The 22573-nt window shown below is 39.1% G+C and carries 10 protein-coding genes; all 10 read left to right on the top strand.

Going from position 1 to position 22573, the window contains the following annotated elements; all coding sequences use genetic code 11:
* Positions 1-34: 34 nt before the first annotated feature.
* The 10 genes from CNR22_18360 to CNR22_18315 all read left to right on the top strand — a co-directional run bounded on the left by CNR22_18360 (position 35) and on the right by CNR22_18315 (position 22565).
* On the top strand, positions 35-502 hold the full coding sequence (locus CNR22_18360; GenBank protein ID PBQ33656.1) for a hypothetical protein: 468 nt from the start codon (positions 35-37) through the stop codon (positions 500-502).
* A 333-nt stretch (positions 503-835) separates the two neighbouring features.
* Positions 836-1735, top strand: a complete 900-nt coding sequence (locus CNR22_18355; protein PBQ33655.1) for a hypothetical protein — start codon at positions 836-838, stop codon at positions 1733-1735.
* Between the two features lie 3 nt (positions 1736-1738).
* Positions 1739-4819 carry a hypothetical protein gene (locus tag CNR22_18350; protein PBQ33654.1) on the top strand — a complete coding sequence of 1027 codons (3081 nt, stop codon included), beginning with the start codon at positions 1739-1741 and terminating at the stop codon, positions 4817-4819.
* Entirely contained in the window at positions 4816-8268 is a 3453-nt protein-coding gene (locus tag CNR22_18345; GenBank protein ID PBQ33653.1) for a hypothetical protein, read from the top strand. Before CNR22_18350 ends, CNR22_18345 begins: the two co-directional genes overlap by 4 nt.
* A gap of 161 nt (positions 8269-8429) precedes the next feature.
* Positions 8430-11330, top strand: a complete 2901-nt coding sequence (locus tag CNR22_18340; protein ID PBQ33652.1) for a hypothetical protein — start codon at positions 8430-8432, stop codon at positions 11328-11330.
* A 91-nt stretch (positions 11331-11421) separates the two neighbouring features.
* Positions 11422-12243: a hypothetical protein gene (locus tag CNR22_18335; GenBank protein PBQ33651.1), complete on the top strand. Its 822-nt coding sequence runs from the start codon at positions 11422-11424 to the stop codon at positions 12241-12243.
* A complete protein-coding gene (locus tag CNR22_18330; GenBank protein PBQ33650.1) occupies positions 12240-12992 on the top strand; it encodes a hypothetical protein in 753 nt (250 codons plus the stop codon). Before CNR22_18335 ends, CNR22_18330 begins: the two co-directional genes overlap by 4 nt.
* Before the next feature lie 273 nt (positions 12993-13265).
* Complete coding sequence (locus CNR22_18325) at positions 13266-15890, top strand: hypothetical protein (GenBank protein ID PBQ33649.1); 2625 nt, start codon at positions 13266-13268, stop codon at positions 15888-15890.
* A complete protein-coding gene (locus tag CNR22_18320; protein ID PBQ33648.1) occupies positions 15887-19408 on the top strand; it encodes a hypothetical protein in 3522 nt (1173 codons plus the stop codon). Before CNR22_18325 ends, CNR22_18320 begins: the two co-directional genes overlap by 4 nt.
* 178 nt (positions 19409-19586) lie before the next feature.
* Entirely contained in the window at positions 19587-22565 is a 2979-nt protein-coding gene (locus CNR22_18315) for a hypothetical protein (protein PBQ33647.1), read from the top strand.
* Positions 22566-22573 lie beyond the last annotated feature (8 nt).

Raw genomic sequence — 22573 nt, 5'->3', positions numbered from 1 at the left:
AGATACCTGATATGCAACCCGATATCGTAATGAAATGAAAATTGGTGATGTAGTCTATTTCTGGATGGCAGTTGATCTATCGATTAGAGGGATATATGGTTGGGGTACAATATCGAGAATCCCCTATCAAAAATCAGATAGGGATATTTTCGGTGTTGACGTTATCTATCGTCACAAATTTAAGAAGCCTATTCTAGCAGCCTTAGCTATGTGGCGTCCTGAAGTATTAAAAGGATCTAAATCTTGGGACGAAAATTATTCTGATAGGCTTGCCGACAATATTTATTTATCGATTATCGGATACCTTGACAATTTAAATCCTGAGGAAAAAGCCGAGGCCTGGCTAGCTTTATCGGAATTATTGAGATCTGAAGAAAGTGGTAGCGAAGAGTTTGATGGTTTTTGTAAAAGAATAAGCAAACGAATAGAGCGTAAATCAAATCTCGACTCAGTTAGGGCAAAAGCTGTACGGGGAATTCTAAAAAAAGATGATGCGGCTTAAATTGTTTTAGCGATCAATAAAATAAAAGTTACTTATTAGATTCCTTCGCCAAATTTACTTTATTAGTAAATAATCCAGAGTATACTGGCAGTTATAAATTATACGTTCACACATTTCCGGTAGTTGAGGGGCGAATTTCCGGTAACCGTCTTCTTGAATCGTTGGGTTTATTCCATTATATTTATTAGCTAGCAATTAATCTCTTACTGAATGTTGTTTCGAACTATAAATAGCCACGGATTGGAATATTTACCACAAGTTTGTCTAGGAGTAAAGTCTACTAATAAGTTAATAAGGAGTGTTTTTTTGTGTATTTTACTTGCTGTATGTAATGTGATATTCGCATTTAACCCACCACAGTTTTCCGATTATCAACGCAAGGATTTGGCAAAAGCCGGTGTAGTAGAAGTAATTTACAAATTTGAGAGTAATAAATCTAATTCGAAAAGAAACGACACGCTTAGCATAAGGCAGTATGATTTCAACGGGTTTTTGACTGCTTTGGACTCCTTTCCTTTAAAGAAGGATACTTTATCTCGTGTTTTTTTATCGCGAAGAATTAATTATTCAACTGATGGAAGGCTCAGTATTGTTCGTATTGAAGAAATAGTAAAGCAGGAGGTTAATCCTTTTCGTGTATTGAAAATACAGATCTTTGATGAGTCGAAGGTATTGACTACGGAAACTTATATTGTAAATGCCGACACAACGGTTTATACATATACATATGATACTGCTGGAAATTGCATTGAAAAGATTGGCCTATGTATTAACAGAGATAAAAGTTTCAAGTATTCCTACATATACGAATATGATAATACTTATAAAATACTCAAAGAGGAATCAAGATATAACAATTCCTTTACAAAGAAAGATTATTACATTACCTACAAATATAATTCAGCAGGCCAACCAATCGAGTCTAAGGAAAGGTATAGGGGCGTGGAAAAATATCAGTATAACCGGTCTGGAAAAATAATCCGTTACGAGAACAGTTGCCCATCAAGTTCATCAAATAGACCTACAGAGGAATGGCCAGCGGCTACTGAAGAGGTATACACTTACGTTTACGACCATGGGCGTTTAAGCCGGATAAAATACCAGGAAACTAATTGCTCTAATAGATCATTGATGAGGGAGCAAGTTGAAACACTGACGTATTTGCCTAACAAATTAATTGCTTCACGTTGCAATCCAGGAGGCTGTTACAGATATATTTACTTAAAAAATTAAATTATGCCAATAGATTATATTATCTGGGATCCCAAACAATTGGAATATGCAGGCACGCGTATACATTATCTCGGATTTGATGTGCATGTATTACGAAACGGTATCCCAACACATGATATGCGTAACCATTTAGGGGTTAACTTTGAAGGTGATGATACATACTACCGATTAATGGACGTTATAAATAATACTGCACCTCCTTCACCCTATCCACCATTTCCGAACGCGAATGATTACAGTAGTGTGATGTTTATTCCTAATCTATTGGGTGCAGAAACTTTTCATACTAACCATATCAATCAGCCCGGTACATATCCCCAGCCATTTCAAATTTCCACATATGGAATCGCTTTTGACACCAATACAGGAGAAGTTTATGCCAGTGCCCTGGCGCCCGGAGACCCCGATTGCAATAGAAATTTCAATTTTGATGTTAAAGTAACAATGGAAACATCCGACCACCTAACTGAAACGAGTTATCGGGTGCATGTACATGATGCAATTGTGAGTGCTTGGATGACCCCTTCTGCCATGGATGTTATTGCCGAGGAAGATAATAATATGTTTTCAATCTACGCTGAATTTTCAGAGGGAACAGTCGGAGACATCACCTTTCATCCAGACATTACTTGGGGTTCGAATAGCGCTCTAATTTCCGTAGCGAACACGGGAAAATTTACTCCACTTGCAGCAAGTATTGGTGTACCCTCGATTGAAATAAATGCTGTGATAGCGATTGGTTCGCCGATCAACAACGCTAACAATAACCTGACGATAACGCCAGGTACCTTAACTATACTGGATTCCTGGCAAAACCCCACTTTATCGCAAGCCAGTCAGCCCAAGGTCCAATTTGCTGGCGGTCCCGCGGAAGAACGAATTAATGACTTCCCGAATATACTTTTTATTAGTGAAGGGTTTGCTAGTAGTGAAGAAGCTGACTTTGAAAGGATGGTTTCTGATTTACGATGTAAAATGATAAACAGGGTGACTAAAAGACCCTGGGATTTAATTTCACCGAATATGAACTTTTGGTCTTTGTTTCTTCCTTCGCAACAGTCAGAATGCACGGTGCGAAGCGAGCAAATCCCGTTTCAGGTATTAGTTGACGAGTACCCCAAAGGCCTTCCGCCAACAGAAACCACTTATGATAAATTAGCAGATGTAGATACTTTTATTAATGGCGTTGATAGTTTTTTATCACAAAGCGAAGAAAAAGACGGTGCAATTATAATAAAAGCAATCTATCTCAAGGATACTAATGAAGACATTGGGACTGCAGCTCGTTATTTGAAACAAAGAGCAAGTAAAATATCTCTTGACTATGAGCAACGCCTGAGTGAATTGGTTGCAAAGGTAGGACTGGCCACCCCATCAGATACCCTTGCGTCAAAAGCGGAGGTATTAGCTAAATGGCAGACATTATATCACCCAACGATAACCCTTGAGGGAGTGACAGGGGGGGCGTCACCTGATCCACACGTTTATGACGATGTTTATAAATGTTGGTTATGTACCGGCGAGCGAAGGCTGATTAATCACAGAAATACTGCATTAAAACTCGAATTTTCTTCCGCCCCGCGACGAGATGGTATGCTACCGTCAAGTTCTGTATCAGTTGGGCCAGGTTATCAAAGAATGAACCGCAACAATTTTGACAATCTGCTAAAAAATATACGTTCAGCAAGCGCAGCGGCTCCAGTGGTAGGTGGAGTTTGGGCAAAAAATGGCGCCGGATTCAATAAAGACTTTGATTTTGTAGCGTTTCTAATGCATGGGCCATGTGATGGAGGAACGCAACGCGATAATACCAACAATAAAAGAAGAACAGATACCTTGTGCATTTCCCTAAATCCTGATACATACTTCAAGGGTGCAACAGCAGGGGCTGGAAGGCAACTTGATCTTACACCTATAGCAATTCCGTCTGAGATACCTGATCACGTGTTCGGAACTGTTACTCATGAATTAGCACATACATTTTGGTTAGGCGACGAGTATGAAGGTGACGACAAAAATTTAAAGTATAATGATGAAGAACTATATAATCTCGTTCCAAAATCAGTGGTAAAGCCTGTGCTTTTTGTCGGAGATAATATCCCTTGGCGCTGGTTGCGTTTTGCAGCATCTGGAGTAGTTGCCGCTATTCAAGCCAACGCTCCTAACACGGATATAACATTGGCCGCGGCAAGCCATTTAACGGGATTTAAAATCACTGATAAGGTTAGATTAAGGAGACGGGATATTGGTGATGTTGTTGAAAACGATCAGGTACCTCCACCGCCGGGGGCACTACCACAACCAGAACAAGGACCCGAATATTATGGTCCAGAAGTCACTATTGTTAATATTAAGCCTGATCAAAATATCATTGTTGTAGACAATAATCCAGGAGCCCTGCCAGTTGGCAGTTTGTTGGTAAAACTTGTTTCCTCTGAGGTCCGAGGATTCGGTACAATTAAGATTGACATGACTACTAAAAAAGTGCAAGGCACAGATACTTGGTTTTTGACGCAGGTAGCTGAGTTGGGATTTGGAGGTGGTGCCGTATTAATAGCCGATGGCAATAATTACGTTGTTGATTATGTCGACGATGATACCAACATTACATTAAAAACGGTACAACCTAACGCGGTTCCCAGTATCACTGTTGATAAGCAATATTCTATTATACCAAAAGAAAAATATGCTGAAATGATTAATAACAGCGTAAGGTTAGCGATTACAAATAATAATAGACCAATGACCGCTGAACCTTATCCAGGATCAGATGACGACATACAATACCCAGTTCTGACACAACTAACTTTTGATCGTTCCCATAATGACGAGGAAAAAAGCATCTACAAGAAATTTGATGTTTTGATATTACACGAAAACGTTGTTGGGTTGTTCGGGGGTGGCGGTGAAGCTTCGAAAGATGTTTATCATCCAACAGGTTACTGTGCAATGCGTGGTAGTGATTCAAAGGGAGATATGCCTTTTTGCCCGATTTGCAGGTACATAATGGTAAATCGGATAGATCCATCCAAACATAGAATCCTTAATGAAGAATATAATCGACACTTCAACCCAAAAATATGAGTACAAAAAACACATTACATATTATCGCAAGTGAATTAGCGCAAGCTCTTCGGCCACTTAAAGATGCTATTGCAAGTCCGGCTAACTTTAATTCCTTTCTTCGCGAACTGGGCTGGAATGCAGCGGTAACATCAGTACCTTCAGATTTCGCCAATTTAGCGAATGACATTAACCAGCTGATTATTAAACTGCAGGCGATAGGTTCTTCTCCTACCCTGCCGGATATACAAGACCTGATTTCTAAGGCAAAGATGTTATACACAAGTATAAAAAACATCCCAAACACTTCACTACCATCTAGTGTGAGTTCTTCTTTTTATCTGGATGCATCACAACGTATATTTGAATATCTATTACTTAGATATATTAATACGGAGTTTCCCCTTATCTATAATGTGTTGACTTCTAGTAACGCTATAACAATTCAGTATAATGCGGCAAGCGGAACACGACCTTTTTTTAACGAGGTAAAGTTCGATCCAGATAAACTAGTTGACCTGATCTCTCAACCGAGTACTATTCCTGCAATTGTTTATGGTTGGGGAACCTCGAGTTTCCGGGCCGATAAAGTACTTGCTAATTTATTTGAACTTTTTACTAGCATTGGTTTTAGTCCTAATATGAGAGACTTACCTTACCGATATTTATTGAACTACGGTATTACACAAACATATGAGAGGTCTAAGCAACAAGTGCTTTGTGTTCCATTGCTGAATTTTATAGCAGGCGGATCTCAGAAAATCGGAGTTGAAATAACCGGTTTCTATGGCGATGAGAGAACCCCTGATACTGGCATAATTATTCAACCCTACTTACCAAACAGTTTCGGAACCACAATTGACTTAGGTGAAAATTTTGAAATAAATCTCCGCTCGGCAACTAATTTATTCGAATTGTTCGCGATTGTTATTGCCGCAGACAACATCGACATTCGTTTTCCTGGACAACCTAATACAACGCTGCCGGAGGCTGGCTTTGGAGCGACATTGTCGTATACACCAGACGAAGTTCTTACTCTTTTAGGCAATCCGCTTGGTTCTAGATTAGAGATGCGAGGCGCAGATTTGAGTTTCAATGTAGATTACCTAGAGGATTCATTTGAGATAGAACTCGACGCAGCTTTAAAAGGCTTTGCCATTGTTTTGAAAGGCGGTGATGGAGATGGATTTATAAGTAAGATATTAGGTAACGTTGAAAAACGCATTGAAGTAGAATTAGGCGTAAACTGGTCGAACACCGGTGGATTAAGATTTCGGGGAGCAGGAGGATTTGAGCTTCAATTAAATCCGCACATTCAGCTAGGACCTATTACTATTGATAATCTTCGCTTAGCCGTACAAGCACCACCTACGACTCCGGCAAAGGTGAAGGTAATTGCAGCAGCAGGAGTGAAACTAGAACTTGGTCCATTTACAGCAATTGTTCAAGAAATAGGAGTTGAACTCGCCCTAACTTTTGCCGAAGGAAATGCAGGTCCGTTTGACATAAAAGCTGGTTTCAAGCCCCCAACAGGATTGGGCTTAAAGATGGAAAGTGGCACAGTTACCGGCGGCGGATTTTTATCATTTAATAAGGATGAGGGAAGGTATGTAGGTGCTTTAGAATTGAGTGTAAAGGATAAGATTGCTATAAAGGCTATCGGTATTTTAACTACGAAGTTGCCGAGTGGGCAGCCAGGATATTCTTTGTTGCTATTGATCACAGCGGAGTTTCAGCCGATACAATTAGGATTTGGATTTACTTTAAATGGTGTTGGAGGAATAATTGCATTGCATCGCAGGATGAACACCGAAGGCTTGCGCGATGGTGTACGTAATGGAACTATTGATAATATTTTATTTCCAACCAATCCGGTAGAAAATATAGATAATATAATCTCTTCTTTAGAAACAGTGTTTCCAATACAGGAAGGAAGATATTCCTTTGGACCAATGGCAATTATTGGTTGGGGAACACCTACTTTAATAACAGCAGAACTGGGATTATTTTTTGAACTACCAGGTGCTAATGAATTTGCCTTAATTGGAGTTATACGCGCCCTTCTTCCAAACAAAGATAAGCCTATCTTAAAACTACAAATTGCCTTTGCAGGGATTATCAACTTTGAGAAAAAGACAATCATCTTTGATGCTACCTTATTTGATTCTTCAGTAGCCGGCATGGGATTGTCTGGGGATATGGTATTCAGACTTGTGTGGGGCGATAAGCCAACCTTTGTATTAAGTGTTGGAGGATTTCATCCGAAGTTCCCTATCCCACCACTCAACATTCCAAACATGCGTAGACTCACCATCAATTTAATTGATGGAGAAAAACCACGCTTAACGCTCAGTACATATTTTGCCATTACATCTAACACAGCACAGTTTGGTGCAGCTATAGATTTTCTATGGGCAATAAATGATAACATTGACCTACGCGGACATTTAGGATTTGACGCCTTATTTTATTTTTCACCGTTTCGTTTTGAAGCATCTATAGATGGAAGTTTAGAAGTTCGCAGAAGAAATAAGGCCATAATGAGCATATCTTTTGCAGGCTTGCTTGAAGGACCAACGCCTTGGCATGTACAAGGAAATGTATCGTTTAAAGTACTTGGAGTTGAGTTTGACAAAGATTTTGATAAAACCTTTGGAGATCACGACACAACAACCTTACCAGATGTTAAAGTATTAGACAAACTCATCGTAGCTCTTGAAGATAAAAAGAACTGGCAGGCCACGGTATCAGATGATGTGCCTTTGCTTGTAACAATACGTGAATTTAATACATCTGGACCAGAAGTGGTAGTTCACCCACAAGGCAAGCTGGCAGTGAGTCAGAAGATAGTACCACTGGATATTGACATTACACGCTTTGGTAATTGTCGTCCTGATCCTACAGGGTATTCTTATTTTAGTTTAAATATTTCTTATGATGCTTCCACTGCAAACATTTTACAAAAAGACCCTCTGAAAGAATATTTTGCACCTAACGAATTCTTTAACCTGTCAGAAACTGACCGACTCAATAGCGCTTCCTTTCAGAAACTGACCTCTGGACTAGAGGTAAAAAGCACAAGCACCGCATTAAAAGGAGGCAAGCCACGCAGACGAAAATATAATTATGAACAAATAATTATGGATTCACGCCGAACCCCAGTGCGTATGACAAGTCCATCTACAATTGCTGTAGCATTTAGAGCTACTAGTACGACGGGAACAACTGCTGCCAACTCTAACTTAGGGTCAGCTTCAACAGATCGCTTGCGCGCCTCTGATGCACCACTACCCATTACGGAAACAGCAGCAAGCTTTGCAATTGCAAAAACATCGGATCTTACAAGTTACAACAGCTTAATAGCCGGTTCAAGAATTGAAGCACAAAAAATTCTTGAACAGCAACTGCTATTAAACCCGGCACTTGAAGGACAATTACAAATAGTTAACCAGTTTGAAGTGGCGGTGTAATGAAAACGATTAACACATAAGTTAATTAGCAAATAACTTTGTGATGACTAGAATTGCTATGCGTTGGAGACATTTCCGGTAGTAAGTGTCTAAAAATCCGGTAGTGGCTTTAGGGATTATTTTCTTACCTTAATATCATATTAATTAATGTGTGCACTCTCATGAAAAAAATCATTTTTACCCTGACACTAATCCTATCTGTTATTGCTTTTGGTTTTTCAAAAACAACTCCTGAAAATCCGGTTAACAAAAAACAACAAACTATCAGTTTTACTGAAAATAAAGGCCAGGTATATGACCAAAATTATAAGGCTCGCCCCGATGTTTTGTATGGCACGATGACTGGCAACATGGCCGTGCATATCAAGAAAACAGGTGTGAGTTATCAATTGTACAGAATAGATAGTTATAAGCAAGTGACGGATGAAAGAACCAAACAAAAAAGAAAAGAAATAGATCAACCAACCCCTTCGACAAGCTCAGGACTTAGCATTTATCGCATCGATTTAAATTGGTTGAATTGTAACAAGAATTTTACAAAGACTGAAGACCAAGTGCTTAATGGATATAATAATTATTATCTGGAAAGCTGCCCTGATGGAGCATTGAATGTGAAAAGTTACAAAGGAGTTACCTTACACAATTTATACGAGGGTATTAATTTACATTACTACGAAAAGAACAATGAATTAAAACACGATTATAGTGTAGCTGCACATGCAGACTATAAACAGATACAAGTAAAAGTTGAAGGTGCGGAAATAAGTGTTAATGAAGATGGATCACTACTTCTAAGCACGCCTTTAGGAAAAGTTCAGGAAGGAGCTCCATTAGTATTTCAAAATGGAAAACGTTTAAAAGCTAAATGGATAGTAACAAACAACGTTCTCAGTTTTGAGATAGAAAATTATAATTCAAACTATGAATTAATTATCGATCCAATTACAAGAATTTGGGGAACATACTATGGCGGAGCATCAACTGATGAAGCTTATTCTTGTAGCGTCGATGCTGTCGGAAATGTTTACGAAGCGGGTTCAACATTATCATCAACAGGAACAATAATTGCAACCTCCGGAAGTCATCAATCAACAGCGGATGGCAGCGGTGACGGATTTCTCGTGAAATTTAATGCAAATGGCGTGAGACAATGGGCAACATATTATGGAGGTTCTCAAGGCGAAATTGCATATTCAAGCGCAACAGACTTAATAGGTAATATCTATGCTTCCGGTATTACAAGCTCTAGTAGTGGAATTTCTACAGCTAATGGTCATCAACCTAACTATAGCTCAAATTGGGAAGGGTTCTTAGTTAAATTTAATTCGAGCGGAGTTCGTCAGTGGGCCACTTATTATGGTGGCGCTGGTGACGATTACGTCTACTCGTGCAGTACAAATAGTACTAATGACATTTATATCGCTGGACGAACTACAACAAGCACAAATACTACAATAGCGACATTTGGTAGTCATCAATCTACATATGGGGGTGGGAGTTCAGACGCCTTTCTTGCAAAATTCAATTCAAGTGGAATAAGGCAATGGGGTACCTATTATGGTGGCTCATTAGGCAATGATTTTGCTCAATCCTGCGCGGTTGATCTGAACGACAATATTTTTATGGCCGGTACGGTTACTGGTACTGCCGCTGCGAATGTTGTCAGCACATCGGGAAGCTATCAAACTTCCCATGCTGGTGGTGGTGGTGATGCGTTTCTTGTGAAGTTTAATGGAAGTGGTGTAAGGCAATGGGGAACATATTATGGAGATAACAGTGACGAGGGAGCCAGGACTTGTGCTACAGATAATTTAGGTAACGTATTTTTAGCTGGACCAACTTCACAAACCGTGGCAAGCTTAGCATTATATACGTTAGGGGCGCATCAAACCGCACCTGGAGGAAATTTGGATGGGATGATAGCTAAATTTAACTCTAATGGCGTGAGACAATGGGGAACATACTATGGCGGTGCGGGGCTTGAACAGATTTATTCATCAGCAACCGATGCTTTAGGTAACGTATATTTTGCAGGTACAACTGGTTCTAATAGTGGGTCAACTATTGCAACTAGCAATGGGCATCAATTCGTCTATGGAGGCGGATCTATGGATGGCTTCCTTGTAAAATTTAATACAAATGGCATTAGGCAGAGCGCCACATATTATGGCGGAACTGCAAGTGACGATGCTAGAGGGTGTGCAGTAGACGTTTCCGGGAATGTATATATAGCAGGGATAACTCAATCTACTACAGGGTTAAGTATCGCAACTATAGGCAGTCACCAAAGCACGCTTGGCGCATTCACTGATGGATTCCTAGTAAAGTTTGATGGCTGCGAAATAGCTCCGAGTGCACCCAGCGCAATAACAGGAAGCACATCAATCTGCGCAGGAATCACAACAACATACAATACAATTCAAACATTCGGTGCAGCTTCCTATACATGGTCACTACCTTCCGGTTGGTCTGGTTCAAGCAGCAGTACAAGCATTTCGGCAACGCCTGGCTCTTCGGGGGTTTTTACTTTAACATCCGGCAATGCTTGTGGAGTATCGCCACAAAGGACACTTAATGTGACAGTGAATGCTTTACCTACTTTAAGCATTTCAAGTACTAGTAATTTGTTATGTGTGGGTGAAAGTGCAACGCTCAGCGCCAACGGTGCCGTTAATTATACTTTTAACCCTGGCGGCTCTGCCGGAATTATAACAGTAAGCCCAGTGGTTAATACCACTTATTCTTTAAGTGGGATAGATGCTAACGGTTGTAAGAATACCGCGGTTATTACGCAGAGCGTTAGTGAGTGTGCGGGAATGAAAAATATAGAGAATCTAAGTAATAGCAGTATAAGACTATATCCTAATCCAACATCCGGGACAATTAATATAAACTTAGATTTTTACGCTAAATTAATAATCTGTAATAATTTAGGACAAGTAATACATACTGCTGAATTTGGTGTTGGCATTCATCAACTCGATCTTAGCTCTCTAACTAAAGGAATTTATTTTTTGAGGGATTCTAAAGGCATTACTTCGTGCAAATTTGTAATCTATTGATGTAATTTTAATTGAATATTTTTGGGTAGACCTTGGCAAAGACTAAACTACATATCCATTTAAAGTAAAACAAAATCTATTAATTTTGCCTTTGCTGAAAAAGTTAATATTAGATGACGGCAATCTATCGTTTAAAGGATTCTACCGCTGGTGGGAATCCCGAAGGCTAATTTTTAATTTCATTGTTATACTATTTAGTTTTTTCGCTTTCAATCTTCTATCGATTTTTGTCCACGAACCAACACAGTTATTTAATCCTCCTATTTCTTTCTTTGGATATTACTTTGTTTTTTTGATAGCAGTAAACATATTCTATTTTCTGTTTTACGTAGTAATTTATTTAACGCATGATAAACATAACAAGATTGTAAAGAAACTTAGACTATATTCATTCACCTTAGTTTTAGGTTTACTCTTTTTTATAATGTTAATCCCTCTTTTTGCAGCTCTATCGTATACATCAATTGTTGGGAGCGAAATTGCATCCAGATCTCCAGAATATGTTATGAAAGAGGTGCACCGCGAAGATATCGTCGGAGAGTATACAATTGATATTGTTAGTAAGTGGCAGTTTAATATTGAAGACAAAGTAGCAGGAAAGACGATTGCCCGGTTCAATGCCGATAGCACTTTTGAATTAGAGTATTTTCCATTCGATTTCGATACCGAATTAAAAAGCACATATAAAATTATACATGCATCGGGAACCTGGAAATTGGAGAAATATTTCGATCGTCATTGGGTTATTCCATTGATCTTTGAGCGCTGTCAAGAACTCGGCTCAAATTACATAGAACTTACTAGAGTCAATTATTTTAATTCTTTTTTAGTTAATAATGGTGATCGCCATTATGGGATATATGTCGCCTTTGACAAATTTTCTATCAACGGTTTGGTATTATATAAACGATGAGAAAAAATGTAAATTCTTTTTCTTTTTTTTTAAAAAACTTGCTTATAGTTAGTCTGTTTACTTTTACACATTGTGCACGTCATAATGAAGTTAAAAATTACAATTACTATCAAGGGTGGGAAAAAGGTGAGATAATGCTTGAGGGTAGTGAAGTTGTTAAAGTTAATCCTGAAAAATTTATCATTTTTAGTGACACTCGTTATGCAAAAGATAACCACAAAGTTTTCTATCGAGGAAGACATATTTCTACTGCAGACCCATTAACATTTAAAGTGGTAGATTCTGATTACGCTGAAGATAAATACTTTGAATATCGGCAAGATCAGACGTTTTTAAAATCTTACGAACCGTCTGGCATCCTAAAAAATCCGCGTTTTAAGACTGATGGGAAAGCTGTTTTTTATGATGGAAAAAACTTACAGGTGGAGGCAAGGAAATTCAAAATTGTAAAAGGCGTAGGAATTTTCAATTGGGGAACAGACGGAAAGTCTTATTATTTTGGTAGTAAAAAAATGCATGGAGCCGACTGGGAAAGTTTCGTGATTTTAGCGGGTGAAGGTGAGTTTTCTAAAGACAAACAATGGGTGTATTACGAAAATCGGAAGCTCAACTATAATGTAAAGGGTGAGAAAATTATAGATACAATTGACGCGCCAACCTTCCAAAATTTAACTTATCGCGTAGGAAGAGATAAATTCGGGTATATCGATATTTACAGTGGTCGTTTTAAAAATGGGCTGAAAAAGTAGAACAAAAAATCAAAAGAAGCCTTTTATAAATTCAGACTTTGCAAGAGAATTCTTTTTAATATCTCAACCTTTGTTGAAATAGCAATTTATATACTCAATTTCCCGTACCTAACAATTGAATTTCCGGTATCTGACTTTTTCTTATGCGAATAAGGATTTCATAATTTAGCTAAAAGCGTTTGGCTCTATTCAAAAAAAATAGATTTAAGTTGATGCGCTAATAGACTTTGAACTACGATTACTGTAAACAGGTTAACTAAAAAAAGCTACATTATGCCAACAGCTATCTCAAAAAAAATATTTCCGTTCGACACTAATGTGCGGCCTGATTCAGCCTTTAATATTCATATAATATCCGAAGGCTATACCAGTCAACAAACCTTTCTTAATGATTGCGCTAAGCTTCGTGATAAACTCTTCAAACTTTCACCTTTTAATGTAGTAAAACTATATACAGGCTCGCTTGCTATACATAGTCATTTTATTGCGAGTTCAGCGAATGTTACAGGCCCTCAAATTAAGACTACACTGAATGATTTCAGCTACACTGCAGGAAAAACGCCTTTAGATTCAGTTTATAATACGGCCAACAAAAAATTATGGTTGAATGTTACATCGCTAAATAGTCTTGTAGGATCATTGTCGATAAAGCACTCAGATCAAGCTGTGGCACTTTCATCAACGTTAAATCCAAGCGCTGATCCTGATTTCGTTGGAATGGGAGTTGTTTTTGTTTTATTACCTGAACAAACAACTCTTGGGGCCGCTGATAATAGTTTAGTTGAATTAGAAGATCGGAATAATAACTTGTATTATTTTGTTGCATCGTCTGCAAACGAGCATTTTGAATTAACTTTAGCTAGAGGAATTGCGAGATCGGTTGGGCTAGGAGATGAATTTGTACTGCCAAATGCGAGTTACTTAGCACCTAATGCAAGTCAAAGAGAGACTTTGTCAAAATATCCTAATCTAGTTGTTATTTCTGTTTTTCCTCCTCAAGCAAACTCGGTTTACATTCCCATCCTAAGCTTTAAGTGGAAAAACTTTATGGATTATAATCAGCGTTTAAATGGGTTGAATGTGTATGATATAGACAACAATCCTCCGGCATCTAATCCTCAAAAACTGGCACTCCATATTGGAGGCGGTGGTTTTCAAACCCAAGTTTATAGAAGTTCATATGATTGTATAATGAAGAGAAATTTTGGTGATTTTACCCGACACCTGAAAACTCCAATGCATTCATTTTGTCCCATATGTAACGAAGTTCTAAGAAGACTTCTAACAGGACGATCAACAGCAGAATTAGCGGTCGAGAAGTCACTATCAAAGCAAAGGCTTGTTTTTGATGAAGTTAATTGGATGAGCTTAACTAAATCTACCGGTGACCCAACGGTAGCGCAAACTACTATTACAAATGCTCCAATTGATAATCCTCCAGAGTATTGGCAGTTTAAATATGAGGTAAATGATATAGTTGGACTAAGAATTATTGATGCACGTAATGCTGTGTATCAAACTCCGGGTAATTTTCAAGTTAGAAAAGCATTTGATCAAATCACTTTTAATAATTTATCAGTGGTTTTTGATGATAATTCCTCTGCAACCTTCAGCATTAATAGCGCATTTCATACAGGAACTGCTCAGCTCTTTGTTGGAGAGGGGACGCGCCTGAACTCGGTAGACTCAATGTATCAGCGGGGGTATAAATTGGTTCTGGGATACAATGTGGGTGGAGTTTGTAACGTTAAAGTGACATTATCTGTTGTATTTCGCGGTAAAGTAAATGATTTCGACCCTGGTGGAGTTTCGGGTGGAATGAAAGCTTTTCCTCAAATAAGTTTCGAATGGCAGACAGGGGGTACTAGAAAAGTGAAAACTTGCCTTGGGACAATTCGAATGGATGTTAATGTTCTGGATTATGATGATGAACTAACTAGCAACCCGCAAAATTTCGCAGGTTTTTATATAGATAGTAATCAGTATCTCAAGACTCGAAAATATAATACTCTGATACCTAAACCTTTTGATTGGGCTTTCGTATTCGATGGATATTATCCCAATGCAGTTTCAAGTTCTAACATATCAAAGCAAATAACTGGAGTTTATGGCCCACAAAACACAAAGTTCAGCACGTATAGAATGGGAAAATTTAGTCATTCCCTGCAAAATTATTATTCTCTAAAATTTCCTAGACAAGGCGATTATGATAGCATCCACATTCATGGTAATTCTGGAAAGATTCTTGAAACACTTTATTCTGGTGGAAACGTTCCAAATAATGTGACTGTGGACGGAATTCCGTACTCACAATATACAAATAATTCTGTCGAAGCACCTTTTTGTCCCCATAACTGTTTTCATCTTCACTGGAGATGGGCGGCCATTTTAGCAGATCTTGATACAATGAAAAAGATTTTTCCTGCGGGAGATTTATATATTAAAGTACCGCCAGGTTACAAATTTAGAGGATGGTCTAGTAAAGGTTTGCAGTCCAGATCAAATTCAGAGAGGGGAGCGCCGATGGTTCCACCAAATCAAGAGCTAGAAGTGGAGGTTAGACATATTGCAGATAACATAAAACGTGTTCATTACAACGTGTCAATCTTTAACCCAAATCCTGGTGAGAAACAAGTAATAATGGAGCATGGTTGCTCATTTGCTTCAGGCACTCCATTTAATAATCACGGTGCAGTCCAACTTATGTATGGAGTTGCATTGGATGATAATAATTGCCATAGCATTCATCGAGTTTATGATAAAATTCGATTCTTTTCCCCACAAGGAAATAATTATGAGGTTCAAATTCCAGAAGGTTGGTCAACTGGTTATTTAATGGACCTTCATAGTCAACCTATTGCTCCTACGAGCACAACAGTAACACTTGAAAATCTATGAGTTTATTTTTAAAACCCATCGGCACCGCGCTGACTGAAGCTCTCAATCCTCTTAAATCGGCAGTGTCAGATCCATCAGAAATGGAAGTATTGTTAGGAGAATTGGGCTGGAACGTAGAGATTGATAATAGTTCAATTGTGACTATTGCAACCTCTTTACAGTCTATTATTAACCTCGTTGATGACGCATTAGTTCTTGTTGAAGACATTCAGAAACAAAGCGGAAATGAACTTCAAAATACTATTGATCTTGCTCAAAAAATCAAAGATTTTTTTAACACGATTAAAAATTACGATCAGAGTAGTGTATTAGGTATTCCTGGACCAATGAATGATTCGTTCTTTTGGCAGACAATTAGTGAACGTCTACCATCTTATTTAATTTGTAACTATTTAAGGCTAAATCAACCGCTTATATATGGAATTTTTCTTTCAATAGGTGTAATTGAAATTGAAGATGAAACTCCAAGTGGAAACCTTTTATCGTATCAAATGAACTATAAAAAGTTCACTATAGATATTACCCAGCTAGGAGATTTTGTAACTGACGCTCCTAGAACTCTTAGAAATCTTTACTCTTGGAATGATCCCAATAATAATTTCAATCATGCTAAACTTCTATATAATCTAGAACAATTCGCGCTTGGAATGAAGATTCTTGTTTCGCGGGATACACCGATTAAAGCATTATACAATTCTTTTTTCACGACCCAGCAAATTGACGATCAAAGAATAGAAGCTCTTACTGTTCCGATAATTTCTGGTCATACGATTGATGAAACCGACTACGTTGAAGCAGGCGCATTAATTATGCCCATAACAAAAGTTCCAGGTACTAATGCTGTGCCAGATGGCCTGTATTTGACGCCTCTAGTCCGTGGGCAATTAGGATCGAGCGTTCCTCTAACACCAGAGCTAACCTTAGCCCTTAATGCAGAATTTGAGGGCACTGGGGTGTTCGGACTTAAAATTTTTCCAGACGGAACAGAGTTAGATACCAATTTAAGTTCAGGACTTATTGAAGGAAATATCAAACTCACAGGTGTGCCTGAAGAATCCAATGGACCTTGGATATTATTGGGAGCAAAAGGTGAAAGCCGCCTTGAATTGGATGGATTTGAGGCTAGTTTGGAGATCCTAGGGAGTTTGGCCGATATTGAAGTAGTTGTAGCATTAGGTACAGCAGAAGGTGGAGAAGTTAGATTTATCTTAGAACCTGGAAGTGGGGATGGATTTATAAGTAAAATCTTTACTAATTCTTTGGATATTGCCTGGGATGGATCTTTGCAGTGGTCATCCAAATCAGGATTTGGGATACAAGGGCATTTAGGTTTTGAATATAGTTTACCTATTCATAAAACTATTGGCCCGTTATCCGTTGATGAGTTATTAGTTCGTTTGGTTAAAAAATCTACTGGTGCAGGGCTCGCTTTTTCTTTAAATGCTGGTTTAAAACTAGGACCTTTCAGCGCCACAGTAAAAGGAATAGGTGTAGAGTTGATAGCTAGCAAAAAGTTGTCTACCGAAAACCAAGGTATTTTAGGTAACATTGAACTTGATCTAGGCTTCAAACCCCCAACAGGTTTAGGTTTAAAGATGGAATCAAAAACCATTTCTGGCGGCGGCTTTTTATCATTCAATAAAGACGAAGGCAGATATGTAGGGGCATTAGAATTAAGTATTAAGGATAAGATTGCTATAAAGGCGATTGGTATTTTAACTACGAAGCTACCAAGTGGACAGCCAGGCTATTCTTTGTTGCTTTTGATTACAGCGGAGTTTCAACCGATTCAGTTAGGCTTTGGATTTACGTTGAACGGCGTTGGAGGAATAATTGCCTTGCATCGCAGGATGAATACCGATGGTTTGCGCGATGGTGTTCGTAATGGAAGTATTGATAATATTTTATTTCCAACCAATCCGGTAGAGAATATCGATAGTATAATTTCTTCTTTGGAAACTGTGTTTCCAATACAGGAAGGAAGATATTCTTTTGGACCGATGGCTATTATTGGTTGGGGAACACCGACTTTAATTACAGCAGAACTGGGATTATTTTTTGAACTACCCGGTGCTAATGAATTTGCGTTGATTGGCGTTATACGCGCACTTCTTCCAAATAAAGATAAACCTGTTTTAAAACTGCAAATTGCTTTTGCAGGGATTATCAACTTTGAGAAAAAGACAATCACTTTTGATGCTACCTTATTTGATTCTTCAGTAGCCGGCATGGGATTGTCTGGGGATATGGTATTCAGACTTGTGTGGGGCGATAAGCCAACCTTTGTATTAAGTGTTGGAGGTTTTCATCCGAAATTCCCTATCCCACCACTCAACATTCCAAACATGCGTAGACTTACCATCAATTTAATTGATGGTGAAAAACCACGCTTAACGCTCAGTACTTATTTTGCCATCACCTCTAACACAGCACAGTTTGGAGCAGCCATAGATTTTCTATGGGCAATAAACGACAACATTGATCTGCGTGGACATTTAGGATTTGATGCACTGTTTTACTTTTCACCATTTCGTTTTGAAGCATCCATTGATGGAAGTTTAGAAGTTCGCAGAAAAGACAAAGCTATATTAAGCATATCTTTTGCAGGCTTGCTTGAAGGACCAACACCTTGGCATGTACAAGGCAATGTATCGTTTAAAGTACTTGGCGTTGAGTTTGACAAAGATTTTGATAAAACCTTTGGAGATCACGACACTACAACCTTACTGGATGTTAAAGTATTAGATAAGCTCATCGTAGCTCTTGAAGATAAAAAGAACTGGCAGGCCACGGTATCGGATGATGTGCCTTTGCTTGTAACAATACGTGAATTTAATACATCTGGACCAGAAGTGGTAGTTCACCCACAAGGCAAGCTGGCAGTGAGTCAGAAGATAGTGCCACTGGATATTGACATTACACGCTTTGGTAATTGTCGTCCTGATCCACTTGGTTATTCTTATTTTAGTTTAAATATTTCTTACGATGCTTCCACTACAAATATTTTACAAAAAGACCCTCTGAAAGAATATTTTGCACCTAACGAATTCTTTAACCTGTCAGAAACTGACCGACTCAATAGTGCATCCTTTCAAGAGCTGACATCAGGCCTAGAGGTAAAAAGTACAAGCACCGCCTTAAAAGGAGGCAAGCCCCGCAGAAGACGTTATGAGTATGAACAAATAATTATGGATTCACGCCGAACCCCAGTACGTATGACAAGTCCATCTACAATTGCTGTAGCATTTAGAGCTAATAGTACGATGGGAACAACTGCGGCCAACTCTAACTTAGGGTCAGCTTCAACAGATCGCTTGCGCGCCTCTGATGCACCACTACCCATTACGGAAACAGCAGCAAGCTTTGCAATTGCAAAAACATCGGATCTTACAAGTTACAACAGCTTAATAGCCGGTTCAAGAATTGAAGCACAAAAAATTCTTGAACAGCAACTGCTATTAAACCCAGCACTTGAAGGACAATTACAAATAGTTAACCAATTTGAAGTGGCAGTGTAATGAAAACGGCGAGTAAGACAATCCATTTCCAGTACCTGAGCAACAAAAATCAGGTACACCTGTTCTTGCACATTCATTGTGCAGGAGTTAAACTTATAAAATTATACAAGGTGTATGATTGAAGTATGCCTTACAATTAGCAGAGCAGTATATATAAACAAATTCGACTTAGTAAATTATGAGCGACGCAAATCACACCTTTCTTCCGTGGGCCAGACGAGGACTGGCTTCCCAAATTTCACAAACTGAAATTTTTGATGGTACCACGCAAGGAACATCAAATGTTACCGAACGCCCTACCATAAAAGCATATGTTCACGTAAATGTAAAAAATTCAAGCAATGCGGTTGTTCCAGCTTCTGCTAGTCCATTGGATATGGATTTCCAGATCATAGGACCAGGTGATGTTATAGGGATTCATCCAGACGCGATTGTAAAAACAGAACCTCGCGACTGGATCACCAATTTTGAGCCCCACAGTTTTCCTTTCATTGACTTTTATGAAGAGGATTTTCCTTGGCGTTATAGTCCAGCAGTAGCAAAGTTTCCCTCAGTACCTAACGCAACTGAAGGAGGTAAATTAAGACCTTGGTTAACTCTTATCGTATTGAAGGAAGATGAATTTACCCGTGCAACGTTAAAAGATGCACCATTAAATGCAGTTGTATTAGATCCCCTCACAACTCCATTAAATAGGCCACTACCTTTTAACGAGGAAGTTTGGGCATGGGCACATGTTAGCGTTGATGATGAGGTAACGCCTACGAATCTGGACGCTGACCTTGCAGCGCTTGATCAGAAAATAAAAGACAAGCCCTACATAGGAATCTCCAGATTGCTTTGCCCAAGAAAACTAGAAGAAAATACATCCTACTACGCCTTTCTTATTCCGACCTATGAAACTGGTCGGAGAGCCGGATTAGGATTATCCACATCAGGTATCATGGCTCAAGCTCCTGCCTGGAATCATGCAACACCTTGGCCGGGCACTCCTGACGAACAGCTTGGAACATTTCCAATTTATCATGAATGGTACTTTAGAACAGGAGCGACGGGAGATTTTGAATATTTGGTACGACAAGTAAAACCGAGATTGCTGGACCAACGTGTGGGTAAAAGACTTATGGATATTCAGGATCCTGGTTATGGTCTGCAACTCGCCAGTACAGCAGGGCCGACAGCAGGCACCGAAATGCTCGAAGGGGCATTGGGAATCGCAGGCTATAATGCACCGCTTTTCCCAACAGGAACAAATGAAACCAATTATCGTAATTATTTACGTGACTTTATAAATCTAGGACAAGACATTCAGAGTGCAACTATTACTAATACTATTTACACTACTCTTGATCCCGGGAATAGCAGCAATTCCCTCGGAGACGATCCGATTGTTACGCCACCGATGTATGGACGTTGGCACGCGTTGCAAAATAAATTAAATACGAGTACAGGAATTCCCTGGTTAAATGAATTAAATCTTGATCCTCGTTACAGAGTTGCAGCTTCCCTTGGTGGAGACTATGTACGTAAAAATCAGGATTTATTAATGAAAGAGGCCTGGAGCCAGGTAGGCAAAGTTTTGGACACAAATAGAAAAGCGAACATTGCACAACTTACCGCGAATACCTCAGCAGCAATGCATGCAAAACACATTGCCTCACAACCCATCGAACAAATTTTACCGATGACTACTAATGTGCTGGGAAGAATTAGAAGTGGGACAACGACTGTGAAACAGGCTGCCGTAAGTAGTAGCATGGCGGTTGGTGCAACATCATCAACTTTTCGCAGGCTAAGTAGCCCTAATGGAGCTATTATGAGAAGGGTTAGCTTTACGGTTGGCCAAACTAACAATCCAGTGGCAAGGATGATACAAGGAAATGCGGCGCCTGTGGCTCCCAAACCCGCCTTACCACTACAGTACGCGACCTTTGATATTAGTAGTCTCGACTATTCAGTTACAGCAATTAAGAATGCTGCAATTCAACCTTCTATTCAATTTAATATTAGTTTGCCACAGGGCACGATGCCGAGCGCAAGTTATACAGTAGCCAATAACTTTAAGGGTAGTTTCTCGGCCTATAGCGGAGTATATGCTGCTGCGAATTGGGCCACTCCTGCAAACGCACCTAATTTAACCACAAGTTCTGCAACTGTGGCCGATGGTATTAATCCTTCCGTAACACACACCAACAGTTTTTATGGTAGCGTAAATAATCCTAACCAAACCACAACTCCAGTAGTAATATTACCTGCAATGGCAGCTCCATCTTTTAAGCTTCCTATGTACAAGTCGCTTCTCGAACTGGGAGTCGACTACCTTGTTCCGAATTTAAATCTGATCCCACAAAATTCAATAACACTTTTAAAATCTAATCAGAAATTTATAGAAGCTTTTCTTGCCGGGGCTAATTATGAGATGGGACGAGAATTGTTATGGCGTGAGTATCCAACCGATCAGCGGGGCACCTATTTTAAACATTTTTGGAGTAGTGTAGATGCCACAACACCTACAACAGATATAACAGATATGTACAGCTGGGGGAACACTGCTCTTGGGAGTCATTCTACCAGACCCGTTACGGTAGGCAACACCCTTGTATTAGCGATACGAGGCGATCTGTTAAAAAAGTTTCCAAACATTATTATTTACGCAGTGCCAGCAACATATCCGCCAAATCAAAGCGGCCCAGGTTTAGATTATAGTAAAAAGCGCATTCCTGATGAAACAGCCGCTGTTAAGATGCCAATTTTTAGGGCAGATATTGATCCGGAAATTACATTCTTGGGATTCGATCTGACTGATACTGCTGCGAAGGGGGATAAAACTTTGAATCCACCGATTCCAGGATGGTTCTTTGTTTTAATGGAACGAACCGGAGAGCTGCGCTTTGGTCTAGATGAGCCATTGCCTCCACCGACCCTTCCTTTAAACAACTGGGCGGAACTTACTTGGGATCATGTTGCTAAAAACTATTGCAAATACTTGTTATTAAACCAGTCACCCGGATTCTCCAGTTCAGCGCCATCTGATGCAAAAGTATTTAAGCCAGAATCAACCGACACTCTTTGGGCGGAAGACTCAGCCGCTATGGCACAAATACTTTACCAGCAGCCTGTACAGGTATTTATTCACGCTAACGAAATGATACCTTAGAAAATAAC

The sequence above is a fragment of the Sphingobacteriaceae bacterium genome, from assembly GCA_002319075.1.
In the GTDB taxonomy this organism is placed as follows: Bacteria; Bacteroidota; Bacteroidia; order B-17B0; family Aurantibacillaceae; genus Aurantibacillus.
Note: the sequence above shows the minus strand (reverse complement) of the source record. Positions and strands in the feature narration are given on the sequence as shown.

Excerpts from the sequence above, each read along its gene's own strand:
- CNR22_18350 (PBQ33654.1), top strand. The coding sequence starts at position 1,739 with ATGCCAATAGATTATATTATCTGGGATCCCAAACAATTGGAATATGCA.
- CNR22_18330 (PBQ33650.1), top strand. The coding sequence starts at position 12,240 with ATGAGAAAAAATGTAAATTCTTTTTCTTTTTTTTTAAAAAACTTGCTT.
- CNR22_18360 (PBQ33656.1), top strand. The coding sequence starts at position 35 with ATGAAAATTGGTGATGTAGTCTATTTCTGGATGGCAGTTGATCTATCG.
- CNR22_18325 (PBQ33649.1), top strand. The coding sequence starts at position 13,266 with ATGCCAACAGCTATCTCAAAAAAAATATTTCCGTTCGACACTAATGTG.
- CNR22_18340 (PBQ33652.1), top strand. The coding sequence starts at position 8,430 with ATGAAAAAAATCATTTTTACCCTGACACTAATCCTATCTGTTATTGCT.
- CNR22_18315 (PBQ33647.1), top strand. The coding sequence starts at position 19,587 with ATGAGCGACGCAAATCACACCTTTCTTCCGTGGGCCAGACGAGGACTG.
- CNR22_18320 (PBQ33648.1), top strand. The coding sequence starts at position 15,887 with ATGAGTTTATTTTTAAAACCCATCGGCACCGCGCTGACTGAAGCTCTC.
- CNR22_18345 (PBQ33653.1), top strand. The coding sequence starts at position 4,816 with ATGAGTACAAAAAACACATTACATATTATCGCAAGTGAATTAGCGCAA.